Here is a 25627-nt window from a genome sequence, read left to right as displayed (position 1 = left end):
GTTAAACACCCGCTTTGTCGAGCAACGCGCCTGTTACACGCCGCCACACTAGCTGTCAACTCGGGGCTTAGGCCACGTAAAATCAGTTGAAAGTTGACCGCTGAATCACAACCTTAGCCGATCACCCAAGCAGTGCCAACGTTAACCGTAACTTTCCCAATGCGCTAAAAACAAAAAAACTGGTCACTAGTCAATCCTAGTCACCAGTTAATTTGTGGGTTTACTTCGCCTGTAAGCGTTTCGGAACGAGGAACGACCACCGCTCACGGTGCTTGGTTCCCCGGCGCGTATTCACAACTTGTAGTAATTGTAAAATCGTAAAAATCAACGAACTCCGTTTCCGGTAAGCAATGTACTTCGGTTGCCATTCGGTGACGTACTTCTCCTTATAGGAACGCAACCCCTGGAACCCGTACAGTTGGTAGCCATACTCGTAAATCAGGTGGGCAACCTTTTCTTCAATAAAGCTGTAGCGGGACACACCTACCCCGGACAGCGGCGCCATGCCCATATTGAAATCGACGTAGCCGTCGTCACGGGCCTGTTCAAAGAGGTGCACGAAAACCGTGTCCATGATCCCGGACGGTGCCGCGTGGCTAGAGCGCATTAAGTCGATCGAAGTACTCTGGTCGTTACCCTGGGGCATAACGTTGGCAAACGCCACGATTTCGTCGTCCGGACTATAAACGACGGCGATTGGTGCCTGATTCAGGTAGGCTTCATCGAAGAAGCCCAGTGAAAAGCCCTTTTCCGTCTCACCCGCTAACCAGCTATCGGAAACGGTCTTCAGCTGTGCCATCACGTCAGCTGCAAACGGGGGTTGTAACACGGCAAAACGGTACTGGTCACGCTTAAACTTGTTCATCAGCGCCCGTTCCCCGCGCAGTCGTTTCCCCGCCAGACTAAAGTCGGCCAGTTTCACGTGACCTTCCTCACCAGTCTTAATGAAGTCAAAGCCCATTTCGTGTAACCGCATCGTTAACGACTCGCTAATTTCATAAAAGACGAGTGAGCAGCCGTCGCTGTCCGCATCATCCATTAGTTGTTCCAAACCGGCCTGTAAAACAGCTTGATTCCCAAACGGTTCGCCCATAATAATCAGTTTATCGGCCTTGCGTTGGTATAAGAAAATCAGTTGGTCCTGGCCGTCGACCTGGTAGTAGTACGCCAACTTATCGTTCAAATAAGCGAGGTGTGAAATTTCGTTACCGCCATACGTCGTGATGACGTTTTTAACCCGCTGCGGATCCATCGCTTGGCCGATGCGGGCATTGTGGCCCCCCGCAAAGTAACGGTAAATCCAAAATAGGATCAGGGCCGCTAACACCAGGCCAACGACGCCGAATAGCCACAACTTTTGTGACGGGAAGAATAGCGCCGTGGGTACCGAATGGCGGTGATGAATTTGCGGTGCGTTATAGACCCCCACGACCGTGTATAAAATAAAGGTGACTACATACGCACTACCGACCCACAGCATTTGGCCCCACGAAAAAGCCATGTGTTCACGGTAATAGGCCTTCTTCGACAAGCCGACCAACAATAAAATCACGACGAGGAAAACGATAAACTTGGTAGAAATGGCGTTATAAACCACTAACCACCGAATGGTATTCAAAATGGCAATCAACAACACGACCACCGTTGGCCAGAACGCCTTCTTAACCCGACCAGCCGTTCCCAACGCGACCCCGATCAGCAGAAAGGCCATCACGATACTCCCCGCTTGGTTAATGAAGAAAAAGGTGTACGGGTAGACTTGCAAGAATAATCGGTTATTATACGCAAAGTTCGGGACGGTCGACATCAGTAACATCAAGATTCCCGAAATGTAGAGAAAGCCGGTCATCGCTAGCTGTGCAAACCGTTGAACGATCGTCTTCGGCAGACCTTCTAGGTGCGCGTTGAAACGGTGGCCGGTATCGTGAACAAAGAGCACCAGCCCAATTGCAAACGGAATAATGTAGTAAAACAGCCGGTAGAATAGTAGCCAGGCAACCGCGTCCGGGCGCGACACGCCTACCGCACTAAGGCCAAAAATCATAAAGACGTCAAACGACCCGATACCACCCGGGACCATCGAAATTTCACCAACGACCGAGGCAATCACAAACAACGGGACGACCGCCGCAAAGTCAATCGGTAACCCCATAAAGTTCCCAATTAATAAGAAGAACAGCACGCAGCCGGTCCACTCGCCAAACGATCCGCTTAATAAGCGCACCACGTTAGCCAGTGTCAGCCCGTCGAAAAATTCAGAATCGTTGAGCCGCGTAAAGATAAAAATGGCTGGGAAGTAGGCCGCGCCACCGACGAGCCAGATCCAATAACTGCCGTACACGCCCCCGATGCCGAAAACGTAAACTAGGACTAACGAGATCATACAGTACAACGATAGTCCCGAGACTAAGAACAGTGCGATTTTAGAAATGGCAAACAAAATTTGTTTCTTAGTTGCCGATTTATTATAGAAGTTCGCCCGCAAGGAAGCGCCTAAAACACCGCCAAAGCCACCAATGTTCGTAAACGTGTTGGTGATCCAGCCGGCTTTTAGAATGTAGCCCAGCGAGTAATGGCCCGGTAAAAACTTCGTGATCATCACGTCGTAAGTCAGCATCGGTGTGACCGCAATGATCCCGATAATGACGAGGATCGTCACGTGCCACCAACTCTGTGAAGCTAACGCCGTTGCGAGTTGTTCCCCACTCACTTCTTTGGCAATTTTACCAACTTCGGTAATCACAAATAACAGGACGGAAAACACAAACAGCGCCTTAATCAGTCCCATGCGTTTGCCCAGTACCGCACCCATTCTCTGTAACGTTGCCTTCACAAAAATTCCCCCATTAGTTTAATTGTTCCCATTATCGCAATCTTAGGGGATTTATACAACTATTCACGGGGCTTTTAACCGAACCATAATCACTTCGCTAGGCCGAGCTTAATAAATTAGAAGCTTTAATAAAGTGTTCCTCCGTATCCGTCATCCGCGCTGACTGAATATTAAATTAATTGTAAAAATAAATTTACCAACCATCCCCGAACTTGTATAATTTTATTATAAATATAAAGGAGGATATTAATATGTCCCGGGGAACCAAGCTTATCGCACTCATACTTAACGTTTTCTTACTTGCGGGCTGCGCCGCACCGACCAACGAAGCGGCAACGCCTAAAGTCAAGACCCACGTCGTCACCAAGCGCACTAAGGCCAACAAAGCCGCGTGGGCGTCCGCCCGTGCGGTTAGTCGCGCCAACGCGGCGTCGGCTAAGCAACTCAGCAAAACCAAAGCGACCATCGCCACGGCGGCTAAACAGGCCAGTTCGCAATCAGAGGCCTTAGCAGCCTCACAGTCGTCCGCAAAGGCGCTGGCAGTCTCGCAATCCAAGGCAGCCGCGAAATCAGCGTCCCAAGCAGCAAAGGCCGCTTCCCAATCGGCAGCCCAATCAAGTCGCACGGCGGCCAGTCAGGCCAGCACGGCGAAATCTTCTGCCAACCACTTTTCTGGCAACACTAATACGGCGCAAACTGGCAAGATCATCGGCAATACCCGTTCCAAGATCTACCACTTGCCAAGCGACCGTAACTACCGGATGTCGGGTAAAAACGTCATTCAATTTAGTACGGAAGCCGAAGCTCAGGCTGCGGGTTACCGCCACTCACTACGCTAATCAGGGGGAACAATCAGAATGAACATCATCTTAATGGGGCTAATCATCACCTTACTTATCAGTCTAATCTGGCACGGTCGTCAGCACCACTGGCACTCACTAGCAACCCTAACCGTGCTACTACTAATTACGGGCAGTTTTCTAAGTGCTTGCAGTCAGGAAACGGAAACTAGCAAACCAGCTACCAAAACCGTCACCAAGACCAAGGTCCACCGGTTGACCGAAAGTAACGACCAAAAGCTGACCGCCTTAATTTCCGCCAACGCCAGTTCCAGCAAGCAACTAAAAGCCGACGCAACCAGCTTATCGAAACGCCAGCAGCGGGTCGAAACCCAGCGGACCAGTAATCAAAAGGCTGGCGCCACTAAAACCACTAAGGCCGCGACCGTGGCTAGCGGTCAGAATCCAAGTAACGCTGCGTTAGCCAATAAAGCTTATGGTGGCCAACAGACGATTACGATTAATCAAAACCGGCCCGCTTTTAGTAAAGCCGAACTGAGTACGCAGCGTGGGGCCTGGCAAACGTACGGCAACTTGGACGGCTTAAACCGTGCTACCGCCGCTAACGCCCTCCTCAACAAGTCCCTCATGCCAACCGACGAACGCGAACCACTAAACGTTGAGCCTACCGGTTGGCACAACAAGCGAATTGCCTCGGGTTGGCTCTATAACCGGAGCCACCTAATCGGTTTTCAACTAACCGGCCAGAATAATAACCTCAAAAACCTAATGACCGGGACCCGCTCACTCAACGATCCCGAAATGGTCACTTACGAAAACCAAGTTGCCGACTACCTCAAGGAAAGCAGTCGCCACTACGTTCGTTACCAGGTCACCCCAATTTTCAAGGGCAACGAACTGCTCGCTCGCGGAGTCCAAATGCGGGCGCAGTCAATCGGTGACAACGCGGTCAGCTTCAACGTTTACATTTTTAACGTCCAGGCCGGCATGCGGTTGAACTACCAATCCGGAACCAGTCGGGTCCAACACTAATCATTGAACGCAAAAAAACGCACCCACCGTAGTGAGTGCGTTTTTTTGTGACGTTCCGATAAGTAATAAAATTACTTAAGGGTAACGACACCACCAACTTCTTCAAGCTTAGCCTTGATATCGTTGGCTTCGTCTTCTGAAACGCCTTCCTTAACAACTGAAGGTACGTTGTCAACAAGACCCTTAGCGTCTTTCAAGCCAAGACCAGTGATGTCACGAACGGCCTTGATAGCCTTAACCTTTTGGTCACCGGATTCAGTTAATTCAACATCGTATGAATCCTTAGCAGCGGCAGCGTCGCCACCAGCAGCACCGGCAACAGCAACTGGAGCTGAAGCTGAGACATCGAATTCGTCTTCGATAGCCTTAACTAAGTCGTTTAAATCTGAAATTGAAGCTTCTTTTAATGAGTCGATAATAGCATCTTTATCAAAAGCCATTTTTTGTTCCTCCATTTTATATGAAATTATATTAGTTTATTTTTTACACCGACAGCCTAAGCTGCGTCTTCGTCGCCTTTTTCAGCAACCGCCTTAACAGCGTATGCAACGTTACGAACAGGTGCTTGTAACAAGTTAGCAATCGTAGCCAACAATTCTTCACGTGATGGCATCGTAGCGTATTCTTGAACAGTTTCAAGACTAGCAACTTTACCTTCGATCATCCCACCCTTAAGTTCAAGGGCATCGGCGGTCTTCGCGAAGTTAGCCAAGATCTTAGCAGGAGCAACTGGGTCTTCTTCAGAGAAGGCAACGGCAGTAGGACCGGCAAAAACAGGCTTTAAGTCGTCGTAACCAGCTTTTTCAGCTGCACGTACCATGATCTTGTTCTTGATAACGCGCATCTTAACACCAGCATCACGTAATTGCTTACGTAAGTCAGTCACTTCTTCAACTGTCAAACCACGATAATCAACGACAATCGCTGAAACGGAGTTCTTTAATTGTTCTGCAACTTCTTCGACTTCTTTTGCTTTAACAGCAATCGTTTCTTTACTCAACAGATTCACCTCCCAGAATTTTGGTTCAGGGATTTATAAAAAAATCCCTATGTCCACCAAGACATAGAGAAAAAACAATGTCCTCGGCAGGTAATTAATTAAGGCCAAACTGGCCGCCTGAGTCTTAGGTAGAGATATAACTTAACCTCTAGTAATCTATCACAGATTACCTACGGGGTCAATTGTTTTAAAAAATTATCCTTAAAATGATGATAAATCAACACGTACCGCTGGGGTAAAGGTTGACGTTACAACCAAGTTTTGGATGAAAGTCCCACGAACTGATGCCGGACGAGACTTAACGATGGTATCTTGAATAGTCTTGAAGTTACCAACTAACTTGTCCGTATCAAATGAAACTTTGCCGACTGGAACGTGCACGTTACCGTCACGGTCAGTCCGGTAAGTCACCTTACCAGCTTTTGAGTCGCTAACGGCTTTAGCAACGTCCATCGTAACCGTACCAGTCTTAGGGTTAGGCATTAAGCCCTTAGGACCAAGTACCCGACCTAAACGACCAACTTGGGCCATCATGTCTGGGGTTGCGATTGCAACGTCGAAGTCCAACCAACCATCTTGAATTTTTTCAACAAGGTCAGCTTCGCCAACAAAGTCGGCACCGGCTTCTTGCGCTTCCTTCGCCTTGTCACCCTTAGCAAAAACGATAACCGTTTGATCTTTACCGGTCCCGTTAGGAAGGACAACCGCGCCACGAAGTTGTTGGTCGGCTTGCTTTGTATCAACGTTTAATTTGAATGCAACTTCAACGGTTGCGTCAAATTTTGCGAAATCCATCTTTTTAACCAAGTCTACCGCTTCCGTTACATCGTAAGCTTTGTCACGATCAACGAGCTTAGCGGCTTCTTGGTATTGTTTACTTTTCTTTGCCATCTAAGTGTTTTCCTCCTTGCAAATGTGGTTCAAACGGAGATTTCCTCCCACTTGACACATTCATTTTGATGAAGTGTCCGACGTACTCGATTAGTAGTGAATTAGCCTTCGACAGTGAATCCCATACTACGAGCAGTACCTTCGATCATGCGCATAGCTGCTTCTACGTCAGCTGCGTTTAGATCTTGCATTTTAGTTTCGGCGATTTGCTTAACTTGATCCTTGGTTACAGTTGCAACCTTCTTCGTGTTAGGTTCGCCGGAACCACTTTCAACACCAGCAGCTTTCTTCAAAAGAACGGCAGCAGGTGGGGTCTTGGTGATGAAGTCGAATGAACGATCTTCGTACACCGTGATCACAACGGGGATGATCATACCTGCTTGATCAGCAGTACGAGCATTGAAGTCCTTTGTGAATCCCATGATATTGATCCCTGCTTGACCTAAAGCTGGGCCAACTGGCGGAGCAGGTGTTGCTTTGCCCGCAGGAATTTGTAATTTAACAACGTTAGCTACTTTTTTAGCCACGAGACATTCCTCCTTAGTCCGTGATGTGGTAAATGGAGCTGAGTTTTTGCTCCTCCCACGTGAACGTGCATACGTGACGCACAAACGTCATTGTAGCATATCTGATTTTTGACAGCAACTACTTTTTTGAATCCGAGTAAAGAAACTGCCTAATTTGGCGGTCGACCTCATCGTTCTCGTGCAACCGCGAATGGCGGGCGTTCCTACCGTGTACCACCACCTCTTGGTAACGATTAATGGTGGCGTGTAGTAAGAACCGTAACGACAACGCACTACTTAGGGCGACGCTACCGTCACTCTGAGGTGAATCGCCAATGTTGCCCGCAATGTTTAAATACGAAATCGTGTTGGGCAACCGCTGAAGCGTCCGCAAAAAATAATTATAAACCGGGGTGGTCTTAGCCGGACCGGTTTTCGTCAACGGGTGGTTTTCGATCGGGTACGTATCCTGCCCGACCTGACTATCATTAAACGGTGCCCCAATCGTCACGACCTTGCGGACTTCCGGTAAATTGACCAGCTTAGCCGCGGTCGTTAAATACTGGAATAACACCACGCCCCCCATCGAGTGGGCCACCAAGTTAATGGTCTGGACGTGTTCGTGGGCAATCAAGTACTTGACCACTGCAAGGACGCCGGCCGCTTGTTGCCGAACCGAGGCGCGCGGACGCGCAAAAATCAATTGCACCATCGGACGGTACGCATCCAGCTCACCGGTGACGTGCGGGTGGTTGTGGCGATCCACAACCACCACCAACGACTTATTGGCCACCCCGTCCGTCACGAACCGGTGCAACATGCCGCCAAACGAAAAGCGGTTGCCGGCGTACCCCGGAATGAACAGGGTCACCGCACTGTCATCCGCCCCGTTCGCTTTGACTTGGTGTGCCAAGTGCTGCGGACGACCGTACTGGACGTACTTGCCCGCAAGGCGGCCGACCAGCCCCAAAATGACTAAGCTAATAATGATTAGAATCAGTTCTGCCAAATTGCGTCACCAGCTTACTTCAAATTGAGCTACTTAATTTCGTCAACCTGGTCGAAATCTAATTCCGTACTGGTTTCGCGGCCGAACATGTTAATGTTGACCTTCAACTTCATCTTTTCGTTATCGATATCGGTAATTTCACCTGACAAGCCGGAGAAAGCACCGTCGATGATGGTTACTTGTTCGCCAACTTCGACGTTCAGTTCGGTATGGCGAGCACTCATCCTTAATTGGTGCAGGATTTGTTCCGCTTCTTCTGGTAACAACGGGGTTGGCTTACTCCCTTGACCATGGGAACCCAAGAAACCGGTAACGCCGGGCGTATTCCGTACGATGTACCAAGCTTGATCGGTCATCACCATTTCAACGAGGACGTAGCCGGGGAAAACCTTCTTCATTTCAACTTTGTCTTTCCCGTTCTTAACTTCGTGGGATTCTTCTTCAGGAACGACCACGCGGAAAATGTTGTCTTCCATGCCCATCGATTGGACCCGGGATTCCAAGTTGGAACTAACCTTATTTTCATAACCAGCGTAGGTATGTAAGACATACCACTTTTTTTCTACAGATTCGACCATGTTTAACTCCTTTAAACTTAATATGGGTAAAATAAAAAAACCTCGTCTACACGAAGTTTTCTCTCAATAAACACATTATACCAAATTAACGGCTAAAAAACCATTAATGTAATGAAGTCAGTGTTTGTAATAACAATTGAATCAACCAATCAAACAGCGCGAAGAACGCAACGAAGAATAGCGAGGTTGAAATAACCGTCCAAGAATCACGACGATTTTCCCGCCAAGTCGGCCAAGTAACCTTCTTCATTTCACGACCAACGTCACCAAAAAATCTAAACAAGCGCATATTTTGCCCCCCTACCGCGTTTCGCGATGAAGTGTGTGTTTACCACAATATTTACAAAATTTTTTAACTTCTAAACGGTCTGTCCGGTTTGGATTGGCATCGATCGTATAGTTACGGGAGCCGCAAACGGTACAAGCCAATGCCACTTTTTTTTGAGCCATGTCAAAAACCTCCATAATAATCAGGTTTAACAGTAGCATGGAATTTTTCGAATGTCAATTTCAACCGGGGCTCGTCAACAACCGGCGTAACTTGCGCCGGCAGCGATCCGTGGCGTTGGTCACCGGTGCTAACTCGACTTGCAACATCTGCGCAATGCTTTGGGGCGTCATGCCACCTAACAGGGCCGAAAAAACCTGCCCTTCAAAGTGGGAACACACCGTCCTGAATTCGTTTAACCGTTCGTGAACAAACACGACGTCGGCGGCCGAAACCGTCGTGACTAAAACTTCACTAAGCCCCGCCATTTCACTAGCATCCAACGAAAGTAACTCCTGCTCCGGTTGGCGCTTCTTCGCCCGCGTCTTACGAATCAGGTCAATCACCTGGTTGCTGAGTAATAGGCGGTAAAACGCACCAAAGCTACACGGTTGCTGCGGATCGTACTGCTTGGCCGCCCGGTGAATTGCAATCCGGGCTTCCTGTAACCAATCATCCTCATCAAAATTACGAATAAAATACTGGCGCCTTAACTTTAAAACCACTGGCAAATATTGATCAGCTAACTTAAGAATACTGTAATCGTCACCCTGTGCTGCTAACGCAATTAATTGCTGTTCGTTCAAATGGCTTTCCTCGTTTCTGTAATTTCCAGAAACCGCACCCCCATGAATCTGTAAACCAAATATACAGGGGGGCCGCGGCCGATTCAAGCGAACAACCGTTCTGATTAACGGGCTGAATTGCTGCCACTATTTACCTTATGCCGTCATATTATTATGACGGATAACTGGAACTGCATAATTCTATTTATGGCGGTGCTTCACGTGATCACGTTCCAGGTGCTCGCGCAACTGGTTAAGCTCCGACAATTGCTGGTCGTTCCAGGGAGACTTACGGACCGCCCCTAAATCCTGGGTACGGCGAGCCGTGTGGCGGACTTCCTTCAAAGCCGTGTGGACCCACTTCCGCAGTTCCAGGGCCGGAACGCGCAGGGCGCCTTCCGAGAAAATCACCCACTGTTCCGCCTGGTCGCTAGTGGCAACCGTCACCTGAACGACCCGCGATTGCTTTTCCGACGCGTACTTCTCAATGTAGCTGTCCGCGGTCTGGTCCTTACTGGTCCAGACGATTTCCAGGTCGGCCTGCCGGTAACTTTTCGAATTACCGGGCACGTACATCGCATCAAAAATCAGACTAATATTGAGACCCGTAATTTTTTTATACTCGGTCAGCACGTTGATCAGTTCATCGCGAGCTTCCGGCAACCGCCCGGCTTGTTTTAAGCGGGCTAATTCCGGCCAATTACCAATCATATTATATGCATCTACAATTAATAGTTGTTGTTTCATCGCTATTTTCCAAGTGGGTGGCGCGACGTAAAGCCTTGATAGATCAATAGGCTGGCCGCGACACTCGCATTCAAACTCTGAACGTGGCCGATCATCGGAATCGTTAACATCTCATCCACGTTTTTCTTCAGGAGTGGCGAAATCCCCTTACCCTCGTTACCAATGATCAAACCAACCGCACCGGAAGCGTCCCAGCCGCGGTAATCGGTGCCGTTCATATCGGTCCCGAAAATCCACAAGCCGGCTTCCTGTAACTGCTTGACCGTCTGCACCAGGTTCGTGACCCGGGCCACTTTGACGTGTTCAATGGCGCCCGTCGAGGTCTTGGCAACCGTACTCGTTAGGCCCACCGCCCGGCGCTTTGGAATAATGATCCCGTGGACCCCGGCCGCGTCAGCCGTCCGCATGATCGACCCCAAGTTGTGGGGGTCCTCGATGTTATCGAGAATTAGGAAAAACGGTGCTTCGTCCTTGGCCTTTGCAACGGCAAACAGGTCGTCGATCGACGCGTATTCAAAGGCGGCCACCCCGACGGCGACCCCCTGATGGTTCGCGTTATCGGTCAACCGGTCTAGCTTTTGCTTCGGCACGTACTGAACGATTAAGTTGCGTTTCTTTGCGATTTTAGCAATGTCGTTTAAAACGTCGGCCTTTAAGCCACTCTGAATAAACACCTTGTTGATCTGCTGATCACTCTTAATGGCAGCCATCGCTGGGTGGCGACCAATTACAAAATCGTTAGTTTCACTCGCTTGGTTCCGTTCATCATTTGACACTTGAAACCCTCCCTTCATCAACTTCCTGAATACACCACTGGGCCAACTGCGCAATCCGGTCGGTCTGGTTAGTTAATTGTAAGTAGCCGAACACCGCTTCAAAGCCGGTCGAAATCCGGTAAGTCAGCACGTCGGTATGCTTAGCAGACGTGTGGCTCTTAGCATTGCGCCCGCGTTTAAACACGTCTAATTCATTCGGCGTCAAGACGTCTTCGGCCTGCATCCGCTCGATCAGCGCCGCCTGGGCCTTTGCCGAAACGTAGTGGGTCGCGTGGTGGTGTAACTTAGTCGCTTTCGTATAACCTAATTCAATCATGTGTTGGCGAATAAACGGCTCGTAAACCGCGTCGCCTAAGTAGGCTAACGCAATGCCGTTTAATTGCTGGTAATCAACTTGCATATTATTCCTTTCTGAACCGAACCCCTTGGGGCGTGTCCTCTAAAATGATCCCCTGGGCCTTTAAATCATCGCGAATCTGGTCAGCCTTGGCGAAGTCCTTGGCTTTGCGGGCAGCTTCGCGGTCGTCGATCAACGCTTGAATATCCGCGTCAGCCAACGTATCCGCATCGTCACTAGTTAAGCGTACGCCGAAGACGCTGGCTAACTCGGCCAAGGTGGCTTTTAACTGGGTAACGGTGACTTGCTGGACGTGGTCGTTAGCGGCGTAGACGTTCGCTAACTTAGCTAATTCGTACACGGCCGCGATCCCGTTCTGAACGTTAAAATCATCGTTCATCGCCGTCACGAAGTTATCCCGTAACCGTTGTAGTTCCGTCGCTACTTGTGCGTCACTACCCGGCTGGGCATCCGCTAAGCGGAACGCCAGGTTGCGGTAAGCGTTTTGCAACTTTTCCAAGTTATTGGCGGCTTCGTCCAGGTTGCCCTGGGTATACTGAATTGGCCGCCGGTACTGGGTCGTGGCCATGAAGAACCGCAGGACCTGCGGATCGATTTGCTTAATAATATCATGAACCGTCACGAAGTTACCGAGCGACTTACTCATCTTTTCGTTGTCGTCACCAACCGTCACGAAACCGTTATGCAACCAGTAGTTAGCAAACTTTTTGCCGGTTTTAGCTTCACTCTGCGCAATTTCATTTTCGTGGTGCGGGAATTCCAAATCCTGACCCCCGCCGTGAATATCAAAGGTGTCGCCTAAATACTTGGTTGACATGACCGAGCACTCGATGTGCCAGCCCGGACGGCCCGCTCCCCACGGTGAAGGCCAGGAAATTTCACCGGGCTTGGCCGCTTTCCACAGGGCAAAGTCGATCGGGTCTTCCTTACGCTTAGTTTCCTCGTCAGTAATGTGCTGACTCGCACCAACTTCGAGGTCGTCGATCCGTTGATCGGATAACTGACCATAATTCTTAAATTTACGGGTGCGGTAGTAGACGTCCCCGGCAGCTTCGTAAGCGTACCCCTTGTCGATCAGCGTTTTCACGAAATCGATAATTTCGGGGATGTTTTCGGACGCGCGCGGGTGCGCCGTGGCGGGTTCAATGTTGACCGCCGCCGTATCCGCCATGAACGCCTTGATGAAACGGTCGGCTACTTTGGGCACCGTGGTGTGATCTTCGGCGGCCCGCTTGATCAACTTGTCATCGACGTCGGTAAAGTTAGACACGTAGTCCACTTGGTAACCTAAGTACTCGAAGTAGCGCCGAATCGTATCGAAGGCAATCGCCGAGCGGGCGTTACCAATGTGAATGTAGTTATAAACGGTCGGCCCACAGACGTACATCTTAACGACGCCCGGCGTCAGCGGTTTAAACGGTTCTTTTTGACGGGTCAATGTATTAAAGACAGTTAGCATACAGTGACACTCCTTTCTGAAACAAAGTACGTTGTTGTTAGTTTAACATGTTCTCACCCTAGCGGCATGGTTATGGCGGCCGGGATAACAAAAAACGCCTTCGCACCACGTAATACCGTGGTGCAAAAGACGTTGATCGCGTGCTTCCACTCTTGCTTTATCGGCTGAACCGACCTCATGATGGGATAACGGCCACCCGACTGCTTTTGTGATAATCGCACTTTCAATCCAAGCCGACACGGCGTTTCAGTTGGTACCGCTCCCTGAAGTCGTGCTTGAACTTACTCTTATTATCAAACAGTTACTTGCTAATTTCGGCGATCATCGCATCGAGGTGCTTCATCGTCGTTTCACGACCTAGTAATTCGATCGTTTCTGGCAATTCCGGCCCGTGCATTTCGTGGGAAACGGCGATCCGGATCGGCATGTACAGCTTACGACCCTTGATCTTCGTATCCTTTTGAATCGACTTGATGGTCTTTTGAATGGCCGTTGCTTCGAAGACGTCGATGTCTTCAATGCGTTGACGGAATTCCTTCAACACAACTGGCGCCGTATCGTTGTCCAATTCAGCCTTGGCTTCGTCGTCAATGTCGGCCGGACCGTTAAAGAACAAGTCGGCTAGGTCAACGATTTGACCGGTATAACTCATTTGGTTCTTGTAAAGTGATACCAGGGTCCGGGTCCATTCGATCTGATTCATGTCCGGACGCTTAGGTAAGCGACCAGCCTTGATCAATTGACGAATCGACATCGCAAAGACTTCGTTTTCATCAGCCTTCTTGATGTACTGGTTGTTGACCCATTCGAGTTTCTTACCGTCAAAGGCTGCGGGCGACTTGCTCAACCGCTTTTCATCGTACATCTTGATAAACTCGCGTTGCGTGAATAATTCGCTTTCACCAACCGGGGACCAGCCCAGTAGCACGATAAAGTTCAGCATCGCTTCTGGTAAGTAACCCAGTTCGCGGTATTGTTCGATAAATTGTAAGACCGTTTCGTCCCGCTTACTTAACTTCTTACCCGTAGCGGTGTTGATGATCAAACTCATATGACCGAACTTCGGTGGTTGCCAGCCGAACGCTTCGTAAATCATTAATTGCTTAGGCGTGTTGGCCACGTGGTCGTCACCACGGAAAACGTGGCTAATTTGCATCATGTGGTCATCAACGACAACGGCAAAGTTATAAGTCGGCATGCCGTCACGCTTCTTGATCACGAAGTCGCCGCCGACCGTCTTGGATTCAAAGGAAACCTTGCCCTTAACCATGTCGTCCCAAGCATAGGTTTGACCTTGAGGCACGCGGAAACGAATAACGGGTTGGATACCGGCCGCCTTAGCAGCGTCGATCTTCGCCTGTTTTTCTTCTTCACTCATACCAGCAAATTCGTAAACGTAATGTGGCATTTCCTTGTTGGCTTTTTGGGCTTCACGCTGGGCCTTCAATTCGTCTTCCGTCATGTAAGACTCGTAGGCCTTGCCTTCATCGATCAGTTGTTGAATCAGCGGGTCATAGATGGCTTTCCGTTCAGATTGCCGGTAAGGACCGTAGTCGCCACCGATATCCGGACCTTCATCCCAATCCATGCCTAACCATTTCAGGTTATCCATTTGACTCTTTTCACCGTCAGCGACGTTGCGCTTTAAGTCGGTGTCTTCGATTCGAAGAATAAACTTCCCTTTATTATGCCGGGCAAACAAATAGTTAAATAATGCTGTCCGGGCATTACCAATGTGTAAATGGCCAGTTGGACTTGGTGCGTAACGCACACGAATCTTGCTCTTTGCCAATGTGATTAACGCCTCTTTCGTTTTTTTATCACTTCACGTGACGATACTAGACCGCCGGACCCGCAACCAAAAATCGCGGTCCCCACGGCCTACTTGCTTATTCAGTTTACCATGTTTAGCCTTAAAATTTAAGCGCTCGCCTTGAATTATCAAGGAAAGCCGGCACAAATCCTAGTGGCGTTTGTTATGGCTATTACCACCGCGATGGTTGTTCCCATTTCCGCGGTTATTCCGGTTCTCTTGGTGGTTATCCTTGTGGTTGTCCTTGCGCTTACCATCCTTGGCCGGCGCAGTATCATCCGGCAAGCCCCGGTTGGCGTGTGCTAGGCGGGCAAAAATCATCCGACCGGCATCCGTTTGCAAGGCACTGGTGACGATTACGTCAACCTTCTCGTTAATGTAGAACTTTCCGTCTTCGACGACGACCATCGTACCGTCATCCAGGTAACCAACCCCCTGCTGACGCTCACTCCCGTTCTTAACGACCACGACGCTCATTTCTTCACCCGGAATGACCCGTGGCTTCAACGACTTCGCCAACTGGTTGATGTTTAAGACCTGCACGTTTTGGAACTCAATCACCTTATTCAAGTTATAGTCGTTGGTGACGATCACCCCGTTGACCTTCTTAGCCAATTGGATCAACTTGCTGTCGACTTCCGGAATGTCTTCAAAGTCGCCCTCGTACATTTCAACCGGGATGATTTTTTCGTCTTGTAGCTTGTTCAAAATATCGAGTCCGCGCCGGCCGCGTACCCGCTTGATACTATCAGCCGAATCGGCAATGTATTGCAATTCGTACAGAACAAAGTTCGGCACGAGCAGGGTACCTTCCAAGAAACCGGTTTTGACCAGGTCATAAATCCGACCGTCGATTAAGATGTTCGTATCCAAAATCTTGTAATGATGGTAGTTCTTATCCGGTTGGGCGTCCGTGATTTCCGGACCAGCTTCCTTCTCACGACGGCGGAAGTTAAAGACTTTCCGCCATTCGTCGATTCGGGTCGTACCGACGCGGGCACCGATATAGCCGAAGAACAACATCAAAATAATTGGGACGACCGTGTTCATTAAGAATAATGGACTACGATTGAATAATTGCGAAATCAGAACCGCGATCAGTAACCCAATGATAAAACCGATGCTCCCAAATAGCAGCGTCATCGGATTTTGCTTGGATAAATTTTTCTCGACCCGGTCAACTAACCGAACCGTGGCGTTCGCCAAGAAGAGCGAAATAATTAGGAGTACCAGCGCTCCTAATAGGAAGTTCGTCAGTAAGTTATTCAATAAAACGTTTGGTTGCGACCACAGCGCGTTCCATAAAAATGGCAAGTAGGTCAAACCGAGCGTCCCACCGACCACGATAAACACGAGTCGCACCGTTAACTTTTTCATAGCGCCAACCCCTTTCTAAAGTTAATTTGGTTGCTGTAAGGCTAGTTGCAAGGCTTCCTTTAAGGTCGCTACGCCGATAACGTCGATACCATCCGGAATATCCCAGCCTTGTAAATTATTCTTGGGAATAAAAATCCGCTTGAAGCCGAGCTTGGCCGCTTCACCGATCCGTTGCTCAATCCGATTGACCCGCCGAATTTCGCCCGTCAAACCAACTTCGCCAACGAAACAATCGGTTGGTCGGGTCTGTTGGTCGCGATAGCTGGACGCCACGCTGACCGCAATCGCCAAGTCAATCGCCGGTTCGTTCAACTTGACCCCGCCGGCCGCTTTCAAGTAGGCATCCTGATTTTGTAACATCAGGCTGGCCCGCTTTTCAAGTACGGCCATTAGTAAGGAGACCCGGTTATGGTCCAAGCCGCTCGCCGTACGCTTGGCGTTACCGAAGACGGTCGGTGTCACCAACGCCTGCACTTCGACCAGGATTGGCCGGGTGCCTTCCATCGATACCACGATGGCCGAACCGGTCGCGTCCTTTAAACGTTCTTCCAAAAAAATTTCCGACGGGTTAGCCACTTCGTACAGCCCCCCCGTGCGCATCTCAAAGATGCCCAGTTCGTTCGTCGAGCCAAAGCGGTTCTTAACGGCCCGCAAAATCCGGTAAGTGTGGTGCAAGTCGCCTTCAAAATACAACACCGTATCAACCATGTGCTCCAAAATCTTCGGACCGGCAATCGCCCCGCCCTTGGTGACGTGACCGACGATAAAGATCGTGATGCCGTTAGTCTTGGCGATTTGAAGTAATTCGGCCGTGATTTCACGAATTTGTGAGACCGAACCAATGGCCGATTCAACGTCCGGCTCCTGCATCGTTTGGACCGAATCAATCACGACGAACTGCGGTTTCATTGTTTCAATAGTCGACCGAATATTAGTCATGTCGGTTTCAGGATAGAGGTAAAAGTCCTCACTATCCACGGCCAAGCGGTCCGCCCGCATCTTAACCTGCGAGGCGCTTTCCTCCCCGGTCACGTACAGGACTGAGCCGCCGGTTTCCGCGAGTTGTCCGGAAACTTGTAGCAACAAAGTTGACTTCCCGATCCCGGGGTCACCACCGATCAAGACCAGCGAGCCGGGAACGACCCCGCCGCCTAGCACACGGTTAAATTCACGGAGCTTCGTCTTGACCCGCGGTGTCTTCGTCAGGGAGACCTCTTTTAATCGCTGGGGTTTCGCGGACTTACCCGCAAAGCTGACCCGTGACTTACGGTCGGGTTTCTTATCAAAGTGTTCTTCGGTGAGCGTATTCCACTCACCGCAATTAGGACAACGCCCCAGGTAGCGCGGCGTTGAGTACCCACAGTTGGAACAAACAAATTGCGTTTTTACTTTTGCCACTCAGTTAAGCCTCCCATCCGCACCAGTTAGTGGTGCTTGTTAACCATTTCATATACATAACCTATTTTACCATTATTAACGCGTAAAGCCGTGAAATCACACTGGCTTAACGTTTTTTTATCGATTGGTCGAGCCAAAGCCGCCGGTCCGGGTCGTGGTGACGGTCGCTTCGTCGGTGGCCGTCAAGTAAGTGCTAAAAATCCCCTGGGCAATCCGTTCGCCCTTCTTGATGTGCACGTCGCGAATCCCCATGTTGATCAGCTGGGCGTAAATAGCCCCCTCGTTTTTGTCGTTATTATAATAATCCGCGTCGATCACACCGATCCCGTTTGGTAAGATCAAATTGCGTTTTAACGGGTTACTGGAACGGTTCGCCATCAATAAGTATTCGCCATCGTTCATATAAGCTTTAATACCAGTCGGCACCAACCACGGTTTCAAGACCTTGGCCGCCGCGTCCAAATCAGTCTCCGAACTTGACTGGCCGTGGTGTAGTTGCCACAACACTTTCAAAAAATTGCCCTTCCAAATTGATGGTAACGTAAAGTCGGTTGCGGCCTCAAAATCATAGCCGGCCGCCTGCTTAGTCGTCCGGTACGGTAAGTGCAACCCCTGGTCAGCGTATTCGCTAACAATTTCAAATCCTCGTGCCATTTTTATTCCCACTTTCTTGCTGATTATTACGACCAATTTTACCATACTTTTGACCGCGGCATCGTTGACAAAACGGGCATTTACCGGTTTAATTAGCTTTAGTTATAAAACCCTTTACAAGGTGGTGACATCAATGGAATTCACACGTGAACCAAACCGTTTTTTCTTTAACGATGAGCAGGGAAAACTTGCTGGTGAAATTACCTTCCCGGCCATTAATGATGGCCAAACTTGGGTGATCGAACACACCTTTGTCCGCGATGACTTTGGTCACCAGGGCCTAGCCGGCCAGCTGACCCAAGCGGTGATCGACGCCGCGCGGGCGGAAGACAAGCAAATTCAGCCGCTCTGCACGTACGCCAAAGCCTACTTTGACCGTCATCCCGAAGCCGGGGACGTCTTAGCCACTCAGTCTTAATACTAAGGAGAAATCATCTAATGAATGCGCAGGATCAATTAAAGCAACTTGTCGGTCAAAAGGCCGTGGAATATATCAAGGACGGCATGCAAGTCGGCCTGGGGACCGGTTCGACCGTTAAATTCATGGTCGATGCCCTGGGCGAACGGGTCAAGAATGAACACTTGAACATCGTTGGCGTTTCAACTTCCGACCGGACCGCCGCCCAGGCTAAAAGCCTCGGTATCCCAATGAAGTCGGTCGATGAAGTCGATCACTTGGACTTAACTATCGACGGCGCCGACGAAATTTCAGCCGACTACCAAGGCGTTAAGGGGGGCGGGGCAGCCCTGCTCTTTGAAAAGATCGTTGCCATCAACTCCGACAAGGTGATGTGGATCGTTGATGAGAGCAAAATGGTTAAGCAACTCGGCGCCTTTGGTTTGCCCGTTGAAGTCATTCCTTACGGTAGTCAGCACGTTTTCGAAAAGATGCAAGCCCGTGGCTACAATCCGGAATTTCGCAAAGTTAACGGTGACTTCGTACGGACCGACTCTAATAACATCTTAATTGATTTGCACGTTGACCCAATCACCGACCCACACGCACTCGCCGAAGACTTGATTCACATGGTCGGGGTTGTTGAACACGGGCTGTTCCTCGACATGGTCAACACGGTCATCGTTGGCCACGCCGACGGTCCCGAAGTCATCGAAACTCGTCCATAACGTTAACTTAAACGAATGGCTTGTCGCCCCCGCGATAAACCGCTACAATTAAAATAAGATTAAAGGAGCGTGATTTTTTGAGTAAAGCAATTAGTATGGATCAAATCGCTAATTTTCAAGCCGATTTAGATCAACGCGCCGATGCGAAAGTCATCGAACGCAGCGTTACCAAGAACGGTATCTTAGCCAGCAGCCAAGATATCCAAGCCATGAGCCAAACGACCCCGGTCTTCTCCATCGATTTGGACACCGGTGACGTGGCGAACCAAAAACAAAGTGGTCGTTGCTGGATGTTTGCGGCCCTCAACACCATGCGGCACAGTTTAGCCGCTAAGTTCAACTTAAAGCACTTCGAACTGTCACAAAACTACACCTTCTTCTGGGATAAGTTCGAAAAGGCCAACTACTTCTACGAAAACGTCTTAGCAACTGCTGATCAACCAACCAGTAGTCGAAAAGTAGCTTGGTTAATGACCACTCCGCAACAAGACGGTGGTCAATGGGACATGTTAGTGGCCCTGATTCAAAAATACGGGATCGTGCCGAAGAGCGTCATGCCCGAAACTTATAACAGTTCTAAGTCCGCTGAAATCAACGCGACCTTGAACTTAAAGCTCAGAAAAGATGCCGTGGAATTACGGGAATTAGTCGCTGCGGGGACTAGTACCGATGCGATTGCCGTCCGTAAAGAAAAAATGTTGAACGAAGTTTACCGGATGTTAGCTTACGCGTTCGGCGAACCAGTCACTAAGTTCGATTGGGAATACCGCGACGATGATAAAAATTACCACATCGATCAAGGATTAACGCCCCAAAGTTTCTTTGAAAAGTACGTTGGCTGGAACCTAGACGACTACGTTTCAATCATCAACGCACCTACCGACGACAAGCCGTACAACCACACTTACACGATTGAAATGCTCGGTAACGTGCTCGGCGGTCGTCAAGTTAAGCATTTGAACGTCACAATGGCCGACTTCAAACAACTGGCTATCAAGCAACTCCAAGCGGGCCAGAGTGTCTGGTTCGGTTGTGACGTAGGTAAGTCTTCCGACCGTCAAAAAGGGGTCATGGCTACCGACGTTTATAACCAGGACGAACTCTTTGACGTGGACCTTTCAATGTCGAAAGCCGAACGCCTCGATTATGGTCAAAGTCTGATGACCCACGCCATGGTTCTGACCGGGGTCGACCTGGTCAACGGCAAACCAACTAAGTGGAAAGTCGAAAATAGCTGGGGTGACAAAGTCGGTACGAAGGGCTTCTTCGTCATGAGTGATGCTTGGATGGACGAATACTGTTACCAAGTTGTCGTTAACAAGCAATTCTTACCGGACGAGCTCAAAAAGGCGCAAGCCGAAGAACCAACCGTCTTAGCACCTTGGGATCCAATGGGTGCCTTAGCTTAAGTAAGTCATTAAAAAAGGGACTGACCTTCACCGTCATGGTTAAGGTCAGTCCTTTTCTGTTATCTCCGTCTAAACTAAGTACGCGGTTGCCATCCAAACCACCACCACCATCACGAGGGCCACGCCGATAAAGACGAGGTCACCAGGATAAATCGTCATCCGTAATCACCACTGATTTTTAGGTTCTAACGCCCCCATGATACCGACGGCGCGCTTAAAATTCTTCCTTGCCAACGACCCGCAACTGCTCATCCAAGTGGTAACAAATCGGGACGCCGTTAGCCACCTCGACACCGTCGATGCCAGTATCACTGATGCGTTCTAAATACTTGATCATCGCCCGTAACGTACTCCCGTGGGCGACGACCAACTGATTATGTCCGGCTAACAGGGCCGGGGCAATCGTTTCGACCCAGTACGGCATGATCCGGTCATACGCCATTTTAAGGCTTTCGCCGCGCGGTTCAATGTTCGGCCCGTACTTCATGTAACGGCGGTCGTGATCCAGCTCGGCGGGCGTGAGTAACGGCGGTACCGTGTAAAAACTTCGGCGCCATTTTTTGACTTGCGCCTTACCGTATTCGCGCCGGGTAGCATCTTTATTTTGCCCCCGTAGCGCACCGTAATGCCGTTCATTCAAACGCCAAGTTTTATATTCCGGTAACCATAGTTGATCAATCTCAGCCATCATAATGTTCGCCGTAACAATGGCCCGCTTTAACACCGATGTGTGGACGGCACTAAATTGAATACCGGTCGCGCGCAACCGTTGCCCCGCGTGGTGCGCCTGTTGAATACCAACGGCCGTTAGCGGCACATCGCTCCAACCCGTATACGTGTTATCGCGATTTGCCGTACTTTCACCGTGTCGTACCAATACCAGTTCTGTCATTCTCTCCACCTGCCATTTAAATTACCTTTAATCATAATCGATTTAAGTCAAATTTCAAAGTCCGGACTAATCAAAAGGGTTTGACCCGCTTATTGAGGATCAAACCCTTTACGTTCAGCCTGATCCGGAGTATCCGGTTGCTGAAAAAATGACTGTAATTAGCCTTGCTCATCGGAAACGGTGCGTGACGACTGCGCCACGGTCGTTGAATCGGCCGCCGTATCCACTTGTTCTTTTGTTCCCATCGCGCTGTCGCGTTCGCGGAACCGGTTGCCCACGAAGGTCACGACCGACCCAATCAGAATCACGACGATCCCGATAATGGTCGTTGGTAAAATACGTTCGTGAATAATCAGGGCAGCTAAGATCGGTGCCAGCCCCGGTTTAATAAAGAATACCAGTGAAGCCGTTGAGACGTCGGCTTTTTCCATTGCCAAGAAGTAGAAGGCAAAGCCGCCACCCGTTACGCAGACACCGATAAAGAACAATAACCAAAAATAGGTCAGGTTAACGTTGGTCAAAATCGGAATCGCGGCGAATTGGCGCATACCGATGCTAGTCAAACCATGCGCCACTGCCGGAATTTTGCTGAGCCAGGCAATGGCTAATAATTCAAATGAGCCGGCAAAGAACGTGAAACAGGTCATCGTTAACCCGTTCAGTCCCCGCTTAACCGACCCGTACCGCGAAACGATACTGTAAAGTCCAAACGTCACCGCCGAACTAATGGCTAAGATCAGCCCCAGGCCATTGGTCAGGTGCGCCGGGTTGACAATGATCAGCAGCCCGATCACCGAGATCACCACGGAGATCAGGTTGGCGCGACCCAGGCGTTCGTGCAGGATCAGGTATGAAAAGATCAATGCAAACACCGGGTTACAACTAAAGAGCACGGCAACCGTGGAGGCTTTATCCACCGTAATTGCCAATTGATATAATGACATACTAATAATGACACAGATTAATCCGGTCAGGGCAAACAGCCGCCAGTCCGCGGCAACTAGTTTACGACCAGACTTTTTGAGCGCGTTCAAAGCGAACGGTAATAGGATTACCGCCCCGATGAAAAATCGAATCAAGTTCAGTTGAATGGGATTAAAGGCGCTACCGGCCATCTTTAAGGCAATTTCCATGGAACTAAACATCAACGTGGAAATTGCCACGTAAAGATATGCTTTCTTCACGAAACGTTCGCTTCCCTCTTATAAAATAATTAATGAAACACGCTGTCCAGTATAGCACCCTTTTCAAGGGCTTTTCAAACTAGTTAATAATATTGGACTGAACAACGACCATTAAAATCGGGATAACGATCAAACTTAAGAGGGTCGTTTCGGTGACCATGACCGCGGCATAGTCGGCATCCGCTCCGTATAGTTTCGAGACGACCGGGGCGTTGGTCATGACCGGCATGGCGGATTGTAAAATAAAGACTTGTTTCATTTCCAGCGGAATCGACATCGGCATCAGCATCAACGTCATCAGGACCGGGGCAAAGATGAAGCGTCCGAGTAAAATCCCGATACTATCGCGGTCAAAGCGCATGCTGCTCAAGCCGGCCTTCGCCATTGAAATCCCGATGAAAATCATCGACAACGGTACCGTCAGTCCGCCAATGTATGTAAAGTCAGACATTAAAAACTTCGGTAACTTGATATCCCAGAGAACGAGCAGAACCCCAATCATAAAGCCCAACAGTGGCGGTGAAAAAATCTTCTGGAGCGTTTGCTTCAAGTTGAACGAAGCACTGCCCTCACCGTCCCGCTGAATCAGGTAAACCCCAAGCGTCCAAAAAATCGTGGTGTTGGCCATGTAATAAACTAACACGTAGGGTAAGGCACTGTTCCCGAATAACGCCTGGTTAACGGGCAGTCCAATAAAGACGGTGTTCGAATTTAAAAACATCGACGAAAATAGCCCGCGGTGGCCCTTCTTGATATTCAGCGCACGCATCACCCCGAAGGACAGCCCAAATAAGATGGCCATGTTTAAAACGGGAAAGCGCAGTCCCGGTAAGGTGGCCAACAATTTGTGGGCGGTAAACCGCTGGGTGATCGTTGCAATCATGTAGGCCGGTAACGCAATTTGCGTGACTAAGCGCGCAATCATCTTGGTGGCGTCTTCGCTAAACCATCCCCAACGCGCTAATAAGTACCCAACCGCAATCATTACGATAATCGTCATGACTCCTTGAATACTGTGGGTAAACGTCGTTAAGACTTGCACTAATAGCGCTCCTTTCTGCCAAAAATAATAATTCAATGAGAATTCTTCAAGTATACCACTGTTTTTTGCCGGCTTACACCCAATCTCCGTATGGAAACGTTTGACGTCCGCAATTATTTTAATTATAGTGTTCTATAATTGTGTAAGTTTACAAACGCGACTGACCGCTTGGGATTTTTAAAATCTTATTAAGTCAGCCCGTTTTAGAACGAAATGTTTGCTTTTCGTCATAGAATAGAATTAATTCAAATACGAAATAACGAGGAATCGATATGTCAGAAAATAATAACAATCATGAAATGGGGCCGCGCGAGCGCCGTTACCGCCAGCGACACCAACCAAATCCCCACCTCAAACCGCGTAAACGACGGCCCTGGTTAGTCGGCCTACTTCTAGCACTCGGCGTCCTACTCGTTTTCGGAGTTTACTGGGGCACAAAGACTTGGAATGCCGCTAAGAACACCATGAGCGGGGCCTACCAGGCGACCGGTACGGCGAAGTCCCGTAACGTCGACGCCATTTTGAAGAAAAACAAACCGTTCACGATTTTACTACTCGGGACCGATACCGGTGCTCTAGGTCGGGGAAAAACCTTCTCCGCCCGTACCGATACGATGATCGTCGCGACGATCAACCCGAAAAAGGAAAGCATGACGCTGACCAGTATCCCGCGTGATACCCAGGTCATGATCAACGGTCAGTCGCAAAAAATCAACGCGGCCTACACGATTGGTGGCGCTAGCACCGCCGTTAAATCGGTGGAAAAGCTATTGAACGTTCCGGTCGACTTCTACGCCCTAATCAACATGGGTGGGCTCAAACAAATTATCAACGCGATGGGCGGCGTCACCGTTACCCCGAAGATGACCTTTAAGTACGGTCACGCTAACGTCAAGAAGGGTAAAAAAATCAAGTTGAACGGTGCGGCCGCGTTAGATTATTCGCGGATGCGCTACGATGATCCTAACGGGGATTACGGTCGGCAAAAGCGGCAACGCCAAGTGATCATGGCGATGGTCAGTCAGGCTAATTCCCTCGGCTCACTAGCCAATATTCAAAAAATCACGAAGCAACTATCCAAGAACATGCGGACCGACTTAACTTGGGACGACATGGTCGCACTGGATACTAAGTACAAGAACGCGACCCACCACGCTAAGACTTACACGCTGAAGGGTGACGACGCCATGATTGACGGGCTTTCCTATCAAGTCGCCCCCGCTAAGAACCGCTATAAGTTATCGAAGATTCTTCGTGCGCAGCTCCAGTTGTCAACGGACAATTTATCTGAAGCCGACTTTGCCGAAACGGTTTCCATTACTTCTGGCAACAGCAGTAGTTCGGACACCAGCTCGGCCTCCTCGACAACGACCCAGACAACGCAGGACACAACTGGTACAACTAACGGAACGACCAGTACAACCACGCAGGGTGATACGACCCAGGGAACGACCGGTACCACTACTCAGGGCGACACTACCCAGGAAACCACTGGCACTACGACTCAGGGAACTACCACTGACAATACCACGACCCAGGGAACCACTACTACCGGTGGCACCCAGTACTAAGGTCAATAACCAAACGAAAAAGGGGCTGTGACATAACTAGCCTCTGTATAAGCAAATAGGACGAGAAACCGAATTTTGGTTTCTCGTCCTATTTGCTTACGCTTTTGATTTTTAAAACTG

At 49.5% G+C, this 25627-nt stretch carries 27 protein-coding genes and 1 other annotated feature; of the genes, 6 read left to right on the top strand and 21 right to left on the bottom strand.

What is annotated here, in order from left to right:
- Positions 1-220: 220 nt before the first annotated feature.
- A complete protein-coding gene (gene mprF / locus FFM82_RS09300) occupies positions 221-2833 on the bottom strand; it encodes a bifunctional lysylphosphatidylglycerol flippase/synthetase MprF (protein WP_137645559.1) in 2613 nt (870 codons plus the stop codon).
- A 251-nt stretch (positions 2834-3084) separates the two neighbouring features.
- Between mprF and FFM82_RS09295 the strand changes: the two genes are divergently transcribed.
- Together FFM82_RS09295 and FFM82_RS09290 are read left to right on the top strand one after the other, a co-directional pair.
- Complete coding sequence (locus FFM82_RS09295) at positions 3085-3672, top strand: sunset domain-containing protein (protein WP_137645558.1); 588 nt, start codon at positions 3085-3087, stop codon at positions 3670-3672.
- A 33-nt stretch (positions 3673-3705) separates the two neighbouring features.
- Positions 3706-4665 carry a DNA/RNA non-specific endonuclease gene (locus FFM82_RS09290; protein ID WP_137645588.1) on the top strand — a complete coding sequence of 320 codons (960 nt, stop codon included), beginning with the start codon at positions 3706-3708 and terminating at the stop codon, positions 4663-4665.
- A gap of 71 nt (positions 4666-4736) precedes the next feature.
- Here FFM82_RS09290 and rplL read toward each other — a convergent pair whose 3' ends face one another.
- The 17 genes from rplL to FFM82_RS09205 all read right to left on the bottom strand — a co-directional run bounded on the left by rplL (position 4737) and on the right by FFM82_RS09205 (position 18284).
- A complete protein-coding gene (rplL, locus tag FFM82_RS09285; protein ID WP_125070607.1) occupies positions 4737-5105 on the bottom strand; it encodes a 50S ribosomal protein L7/L12 in 369 nt (122 codons plus the stop codon).
- Positions 5106-5161: 56 nt separating this feature from the next.
- Positions 5162-5665 carry a 50S ribosomal protein L10 gene (gene rplJ / locus FFM82_RS09280; RefSeq protein ID WP_137645557.1) on the bottom strand — a complete coding sequence of 168 codons (504 nt, stop codon included), beginning with the start codon at positions 5663-5665 and terminating at the stop codon, positions 5162-5164.
- Positions 5666-5694: 29 nt separating this feature from the next.
- Positions 5695-5812, bottom strand: a sequence feature (ribosomal protein L10 leader region).
- A 54-nt stretch (positions 5813-5866) separates the two neighbouring features.
- The gene (gene rplA / locus FFM82_RS09275; RefSeq protein ID WP_137645556.1) at positions 5867-6556 is read right to left on the bottom strand and encodes a 50S ribosomal protein L1; all 690 of its coding nucleotides are present in this window, start codon (positions 6554-6556) and stop codon (positions 5867-5869) included.
- A 101-nt stretch (positions 6557-6657) separates the two neighbouring features.
- Complete coding sequence (rplK, locus tag FFM82_RS09270; RefSeq protein WP_003640942.1) at positions 6658-7083, bottom strand: 50S ribosomal protein L11; 426 nt, start codon at positions 7081-7083, stop codon at positions 6658-6660.
- Positions 7084-7201: 118 nt separating this feature from the next.
- Positions 7202-8071 (bottom strand): alpha/beta hydrolase, encoded by an 870-nt coding sequence (locus FFM82_RS09265; protein WP_137645555.1) that lies wholly within the window; start codon positions 8069-8071, stop codon positions 7202-7204.
- 29 nt (positions 8072-8100) lie between these two features.
- Positions 8101-8649, bottom strand: a complete 549-nt coding sequence (gene nusG / locus FFM82_RS09260; RefSeq protein ID WP_137645554.1) for a transcription termination/antitermination protein NusG — start codon at positions 8647-8649, stop codon at positions 8101-8103.
- A 103-nt stretch (positions 8650-8752) separates the two neighbouring features.
- Positions 8753-8938, bottom strand: coding sequence for a preprotein translocase subunit SecE (secE, locus tag FFM82_RS09255; protein WP_137645553.1), 186 nt, complete (start codon positions 8936-8938; stop codon positions 8753-8755).
- Between the two features lie 11 nt (positions 8939-8949).
- Positions 8950-9099: a 50S ribosomal protein L33 gene (gene rpmG / locus FFM82_RS09250; RefSeq protein ID WP_003637768.1), complete on the bottom strand. Its 150-nt coding sequence runs from the start codon at positions 9097-9099 to the stop codon at positions 8950-8952.
- A 60-nt stretch (positions 9100-9159) separates the two neighbouring features.
- Positions 9160-9723, bottom strand: coding sequence for a sigma-70 family RNA polymerase sigma factor (locus FFM82_RS09245; protein ID WP_137645552.1), 564 nt, complete (start codon positions 9721-9723; stop codon positions 9160-9162).
- Positions 9724-9903: 180 nt separating this feature from the next.
- Positions 9904-10449 (bottom strand): YacP-like NYN domain-containing protein, encoded by a 546-nt coding sequence (locus tag FFM82_RS09240; protein ID WP_137645551.1) that lies wholly within the window; start codon positions 10447-10449, stop codon positions 9904-9906.
- A 2-nt stretch (positions 10450-10451) separates the two neighbouring features.
- Complete coding sequence (rlmB, locus tag FFM82_RS09235) at positions 10452-11243, bottom strand: 23S rRNA (guanosine(2251)-2'-O)-methyltransferase RlmB (RefSeq protein ID WP_170178267.1); 792 nt, start codon at positions 11241-11243, stop codon at positions 10452-10454.
- Positions 11215-11625 carry a Mini-ribonuclease 3 gene (locus tag FFM82_RS09230; protein WP_137645549.1) on the bottom strand — a complete coding sequence of 137 codons (411 nt, stop codon included), beginning with the start codon at positions 11623-11625 and terminating at the stop codon, positions 11215-11217. The genes rlmB and FFM82_RS09230 overlap by 29 nt, the downstream gene beginning before the upstream one ends.
- Before the next feature lies 1 nt (position 11626).
- A complete protein-coding gene (gene cysS, locus FFM82_RS09225) occupies positions 11627-13042 on the bottom strand; it encodes a cysteine--tRNA ligase (RefSeq protein WP_137645548.1) in 1416 nt (471 codons plus the stop codon).
- Between the two features lie 301 nt (positions 13043-13343).
- Entirely contained in the window at positions 13344-14834 is a 1491-nt protein-coding gene (gltX, locus tag FFM82_RS09220; protein WP_137645547.1) for a glutamate--tRNA ligase, read from the bottom strand.
- Between the two features lie 171 nt (positions 14835-15005).
- Positions 15006-16232: a PIN/TRAM domain-containing protein gene (locus FFM82_RS09215; RefSeq protein ID WP_137645546.1), complete on the bottom strand. Its 1227-nt coding sequence runs from the start codon at positions 16230-16232 to the stop codon at positions 15006-15008.
- A gap of 21 nt (positions 16233-16253) precedes the next feature.
- Positions 16254-17630 (bottom strand): DNA repair protein RadA, encoded by a 1377-nt coding sequence (gene radA, locus FFM82_RS09210; protein WP_137645545.1) that lies wholly within the window; start codon positions 17628-17630, stop codon positions 16254-16256.
- Positions 17631-17747: 117 nt separating this feature from the next.
- Positions 17748-18284 (bottom strand): dCTP deaminase/dUTPase family protein, encoded by a 537-nt coding sequence (locus FFM82_RS09205; RefSeq protein ID WP_137645544.1) that lies wholly within the window; start codon positions 18282-18284, stop codon positions 17748-17750.
- A 16-nt stretch (positions 18285-18300) separates the two neighbouring features.
- Between FFM82_RS09205 and FFM82_RS09200 the strand changes: the two genes are divergently transcribed.
- The 3 genes from FFM82_RS09200 (at position 18301) to FFM82_RS09190 (ending at position 20818) form a co-directional block, all read left to right on the top strand.
- Positions 18301-18702 (top strand): GNAT family N-acetyltransferase, encoded by a 402-nt coding sequence (locus FFM82_RS09200; protein ID WP_371852249.1) that lies wholly within the window; start codon positions 18301-18303, stop codon positions 18700-18702.
- 20 nt (positions 18703-18722) lie between these two features.
- Complete coding sequence (gene rpiA / locus FFM82_RS09195; protein WP_137645543.1) at positions 18723-19409, top strand: ribose-5-phosphate isomerase RpiA; 687 nt, start codon at positions 18723-18725, stop codon at positions 19407-19409.
- 77 nt (positions 19410-19486) lie between these two features.
- On the top strand, positions 19487-20818 hold the full coding sequence (locus tag FFM82_RS09190; RefSeq protein ID WP_137645542.1) for a C1 family peptidase: 1332 nt from the start codon (positions 19487-19489) through the stop codon (positions 20816-20818).
- 214 nt (positions 20819-21032) lie between these two features.
- On the opposite strand, the gene FFM82_RS09185 is transcribed toward FFM82_RS09190, so the two are convergent.
- The 3 genes from FFM82_RS09185 to FFM82_RS09175 all read right to left on the bottom strand — a co-directional run bounded on the left by FFM82_RS09185 (position 21033) and on the right by FFM82_RS09175 (position 23936).
- The gene (locus FFM82_RS09185) at positions 21033-21710 is read right to left on the bottom strand and encodes a 2,3-bisphosphoglycerate-dependent phosphoglycerate mutase (RefSeq protein WP_137645541.1); all 678 of its coding nucleotides are present in this window, start codon (positions 21708-21710) and stop codon (positions 21033-21035) included.
- Between the two features lie 158 nt (positions 21711-21868).
- Positions 21869-22894: a DMT family transporter gene (locus tag FFM82_RS09180; RefSeq protein ID WP_137645540.1), complete on the bottom strand. Its 1026-nt coding sequence runs from the start codon at positions 22892-22894 to the stop codon at positions 21869-21871.
- A gap of 79 nt (positions 22895-22973) precedes the next feature.
- Positions 22974-23936, bottom strand: a complete 963-nt coding sequence (locus FFM82_RS09175; protein WP_137645539.1) for an AEC family transporter — start codon at positions 23934-23936, stop codon at positions 22974-22976.
- A gap of 272 nt (positions 23937-24208) precedes the next feature.
- On the opposite strand from FFM82_RS09175, the gene FFM82_RS09170 reads away from it, so the two are divergent.
- Positions 24209-25507, top strand: a complete 1299-nt coding sequence (locus tag FFM82_RS09170; protein ID WP_137645538.1) for an LCP family protein — start codon at positions 24209-24211, stop codon at positions 25505-25507.
- Positions 25508-25627: the final 120 nt, after the last annotated feature.

Source organism: Lactiplantibacillus plajomi (assembly GCF_005405405.1).
GTDB lineage: Bacteria > Bacillota > Bacilli > Lactobacillales > Lactobacillaceae > Lactiplantibacillus > Lactiplantibacillus plajomi.
This window is presented reverse-complemented; position numbering and strand designations above follow the sequence as displayed.

Excerpts from the sequence above, each read along its gene's own strand:
- FFM82_RS09295 (WP_137645558.1), top strand. The coding sequence starts at position 3,085 with ATGTCCCGGGGAACCAAGCTTATCGCACTCATACTTAACGTTTTCTTA.
- FFM82_RS09290 (WP_137645588.1), top strand. The coding sequence starts at position 3,706 with ATGGGGCTAATCATCACCTTACTTATCAGTCTAATCTGGCACGGTCGT.
- rplL (WP_125070607.1), bottom strand. The coding sequence starts at position 5,105 with ATGGCTTTTGATAAAGATGCTATTATCGACTCATTAAAAGAAGCTTCA.
- rplA (WP_137645556.1), bottom strand. The coding sequence starts at position 6,556 with ATGGCAAAGAAAAGTAAACAATACCAAGAAGCCGCTAAGCTCGTTGAT.
- nusG (WP_137645554.1), bottom strand. The coding sequence starts at position 8,649 with ATGGTCGAATCTGTAGAAAAAAAGTGGTATGTCTTACATACCTACGCT.
- secE (WP_137645553.1), bottom strand. The coding sequence starts at position 8,938 with ATGCGCTTGTTTAGATTTTTTGGTGACGTTGGTCGTGAAATGAAGAAG.
- rpmG (WP_003637768.1), bottom strand. The coding sequence starts at position 9,099 with ATGGCTCAAAAAAAAGTGGCATTGGCTTGTACCGTTTGCGGCTCCCGT.
- FFM82_RS09240 (WP_137645551.1), bottom strand. The coding sequence starts at position 10,449 with ATGAAACAACAACTATTAATTGTAGATGCATATAATATGATTGGTAAT.
- rlmB (WP_170178267.1), bottom strand. The coding sequence starts at position 11,243 with ATGAAGGGAGGGTTTCAAGTGTCAAATGATGAACGGAACCAAGCGAGT.
- FFM82_RS09230 (WP_137645549.1), bottom strand. The coding sequence starts at position 11,625 with ATGCAAGTTGATTACCAGCAATTAAACGGCATTGCGTTAGCCTACTTA.
- cysS (WP_137645548.1), bottom strand. The coding sequence starts at position 13,042 with ATGCTAACTGTCTTTAATACATTGACCCGTCAAAAAGAACCGTTTAAA.
- FFM82_RS09215 (WP_137645546.1), bottom strand. The coding sequence starts at position 16,232 with ATGAAAAAGTTAACGGTGCGACTCGTGTTTATCGTGGTCGGTGGGACG.
- FFM82_RS09205 (WP_137645544.1), bottom strand. The coding sequence starts at position 18,284 with ATGGCACGAGGATTTGAAATTGTTAGCGAATACGCTGACCAGGGGTTG.
- rpiA (WP_137645543.1), top strand. The coding sequence starts at position 18,723 with ATGAATGCGCAGGATCAATTAAAGCAACTTGTCGGTCAAAAGGCCGTG.
- FFM82_RS09185 (WP_137645541.1), bottom strand. The coding sequence starts at position 21,710 with ATGACAGAACTGGTATTGGTACGACACGGTGAAAGTACGGCAAATCGC.
- FFM82_RS09170 (WP_137645538.1), top strand. The coding sequence starts at position 24,209 with ATGTCAGAAAATAATAACAATCATGAAATGGGGCCGCGCGAGCGCCGT.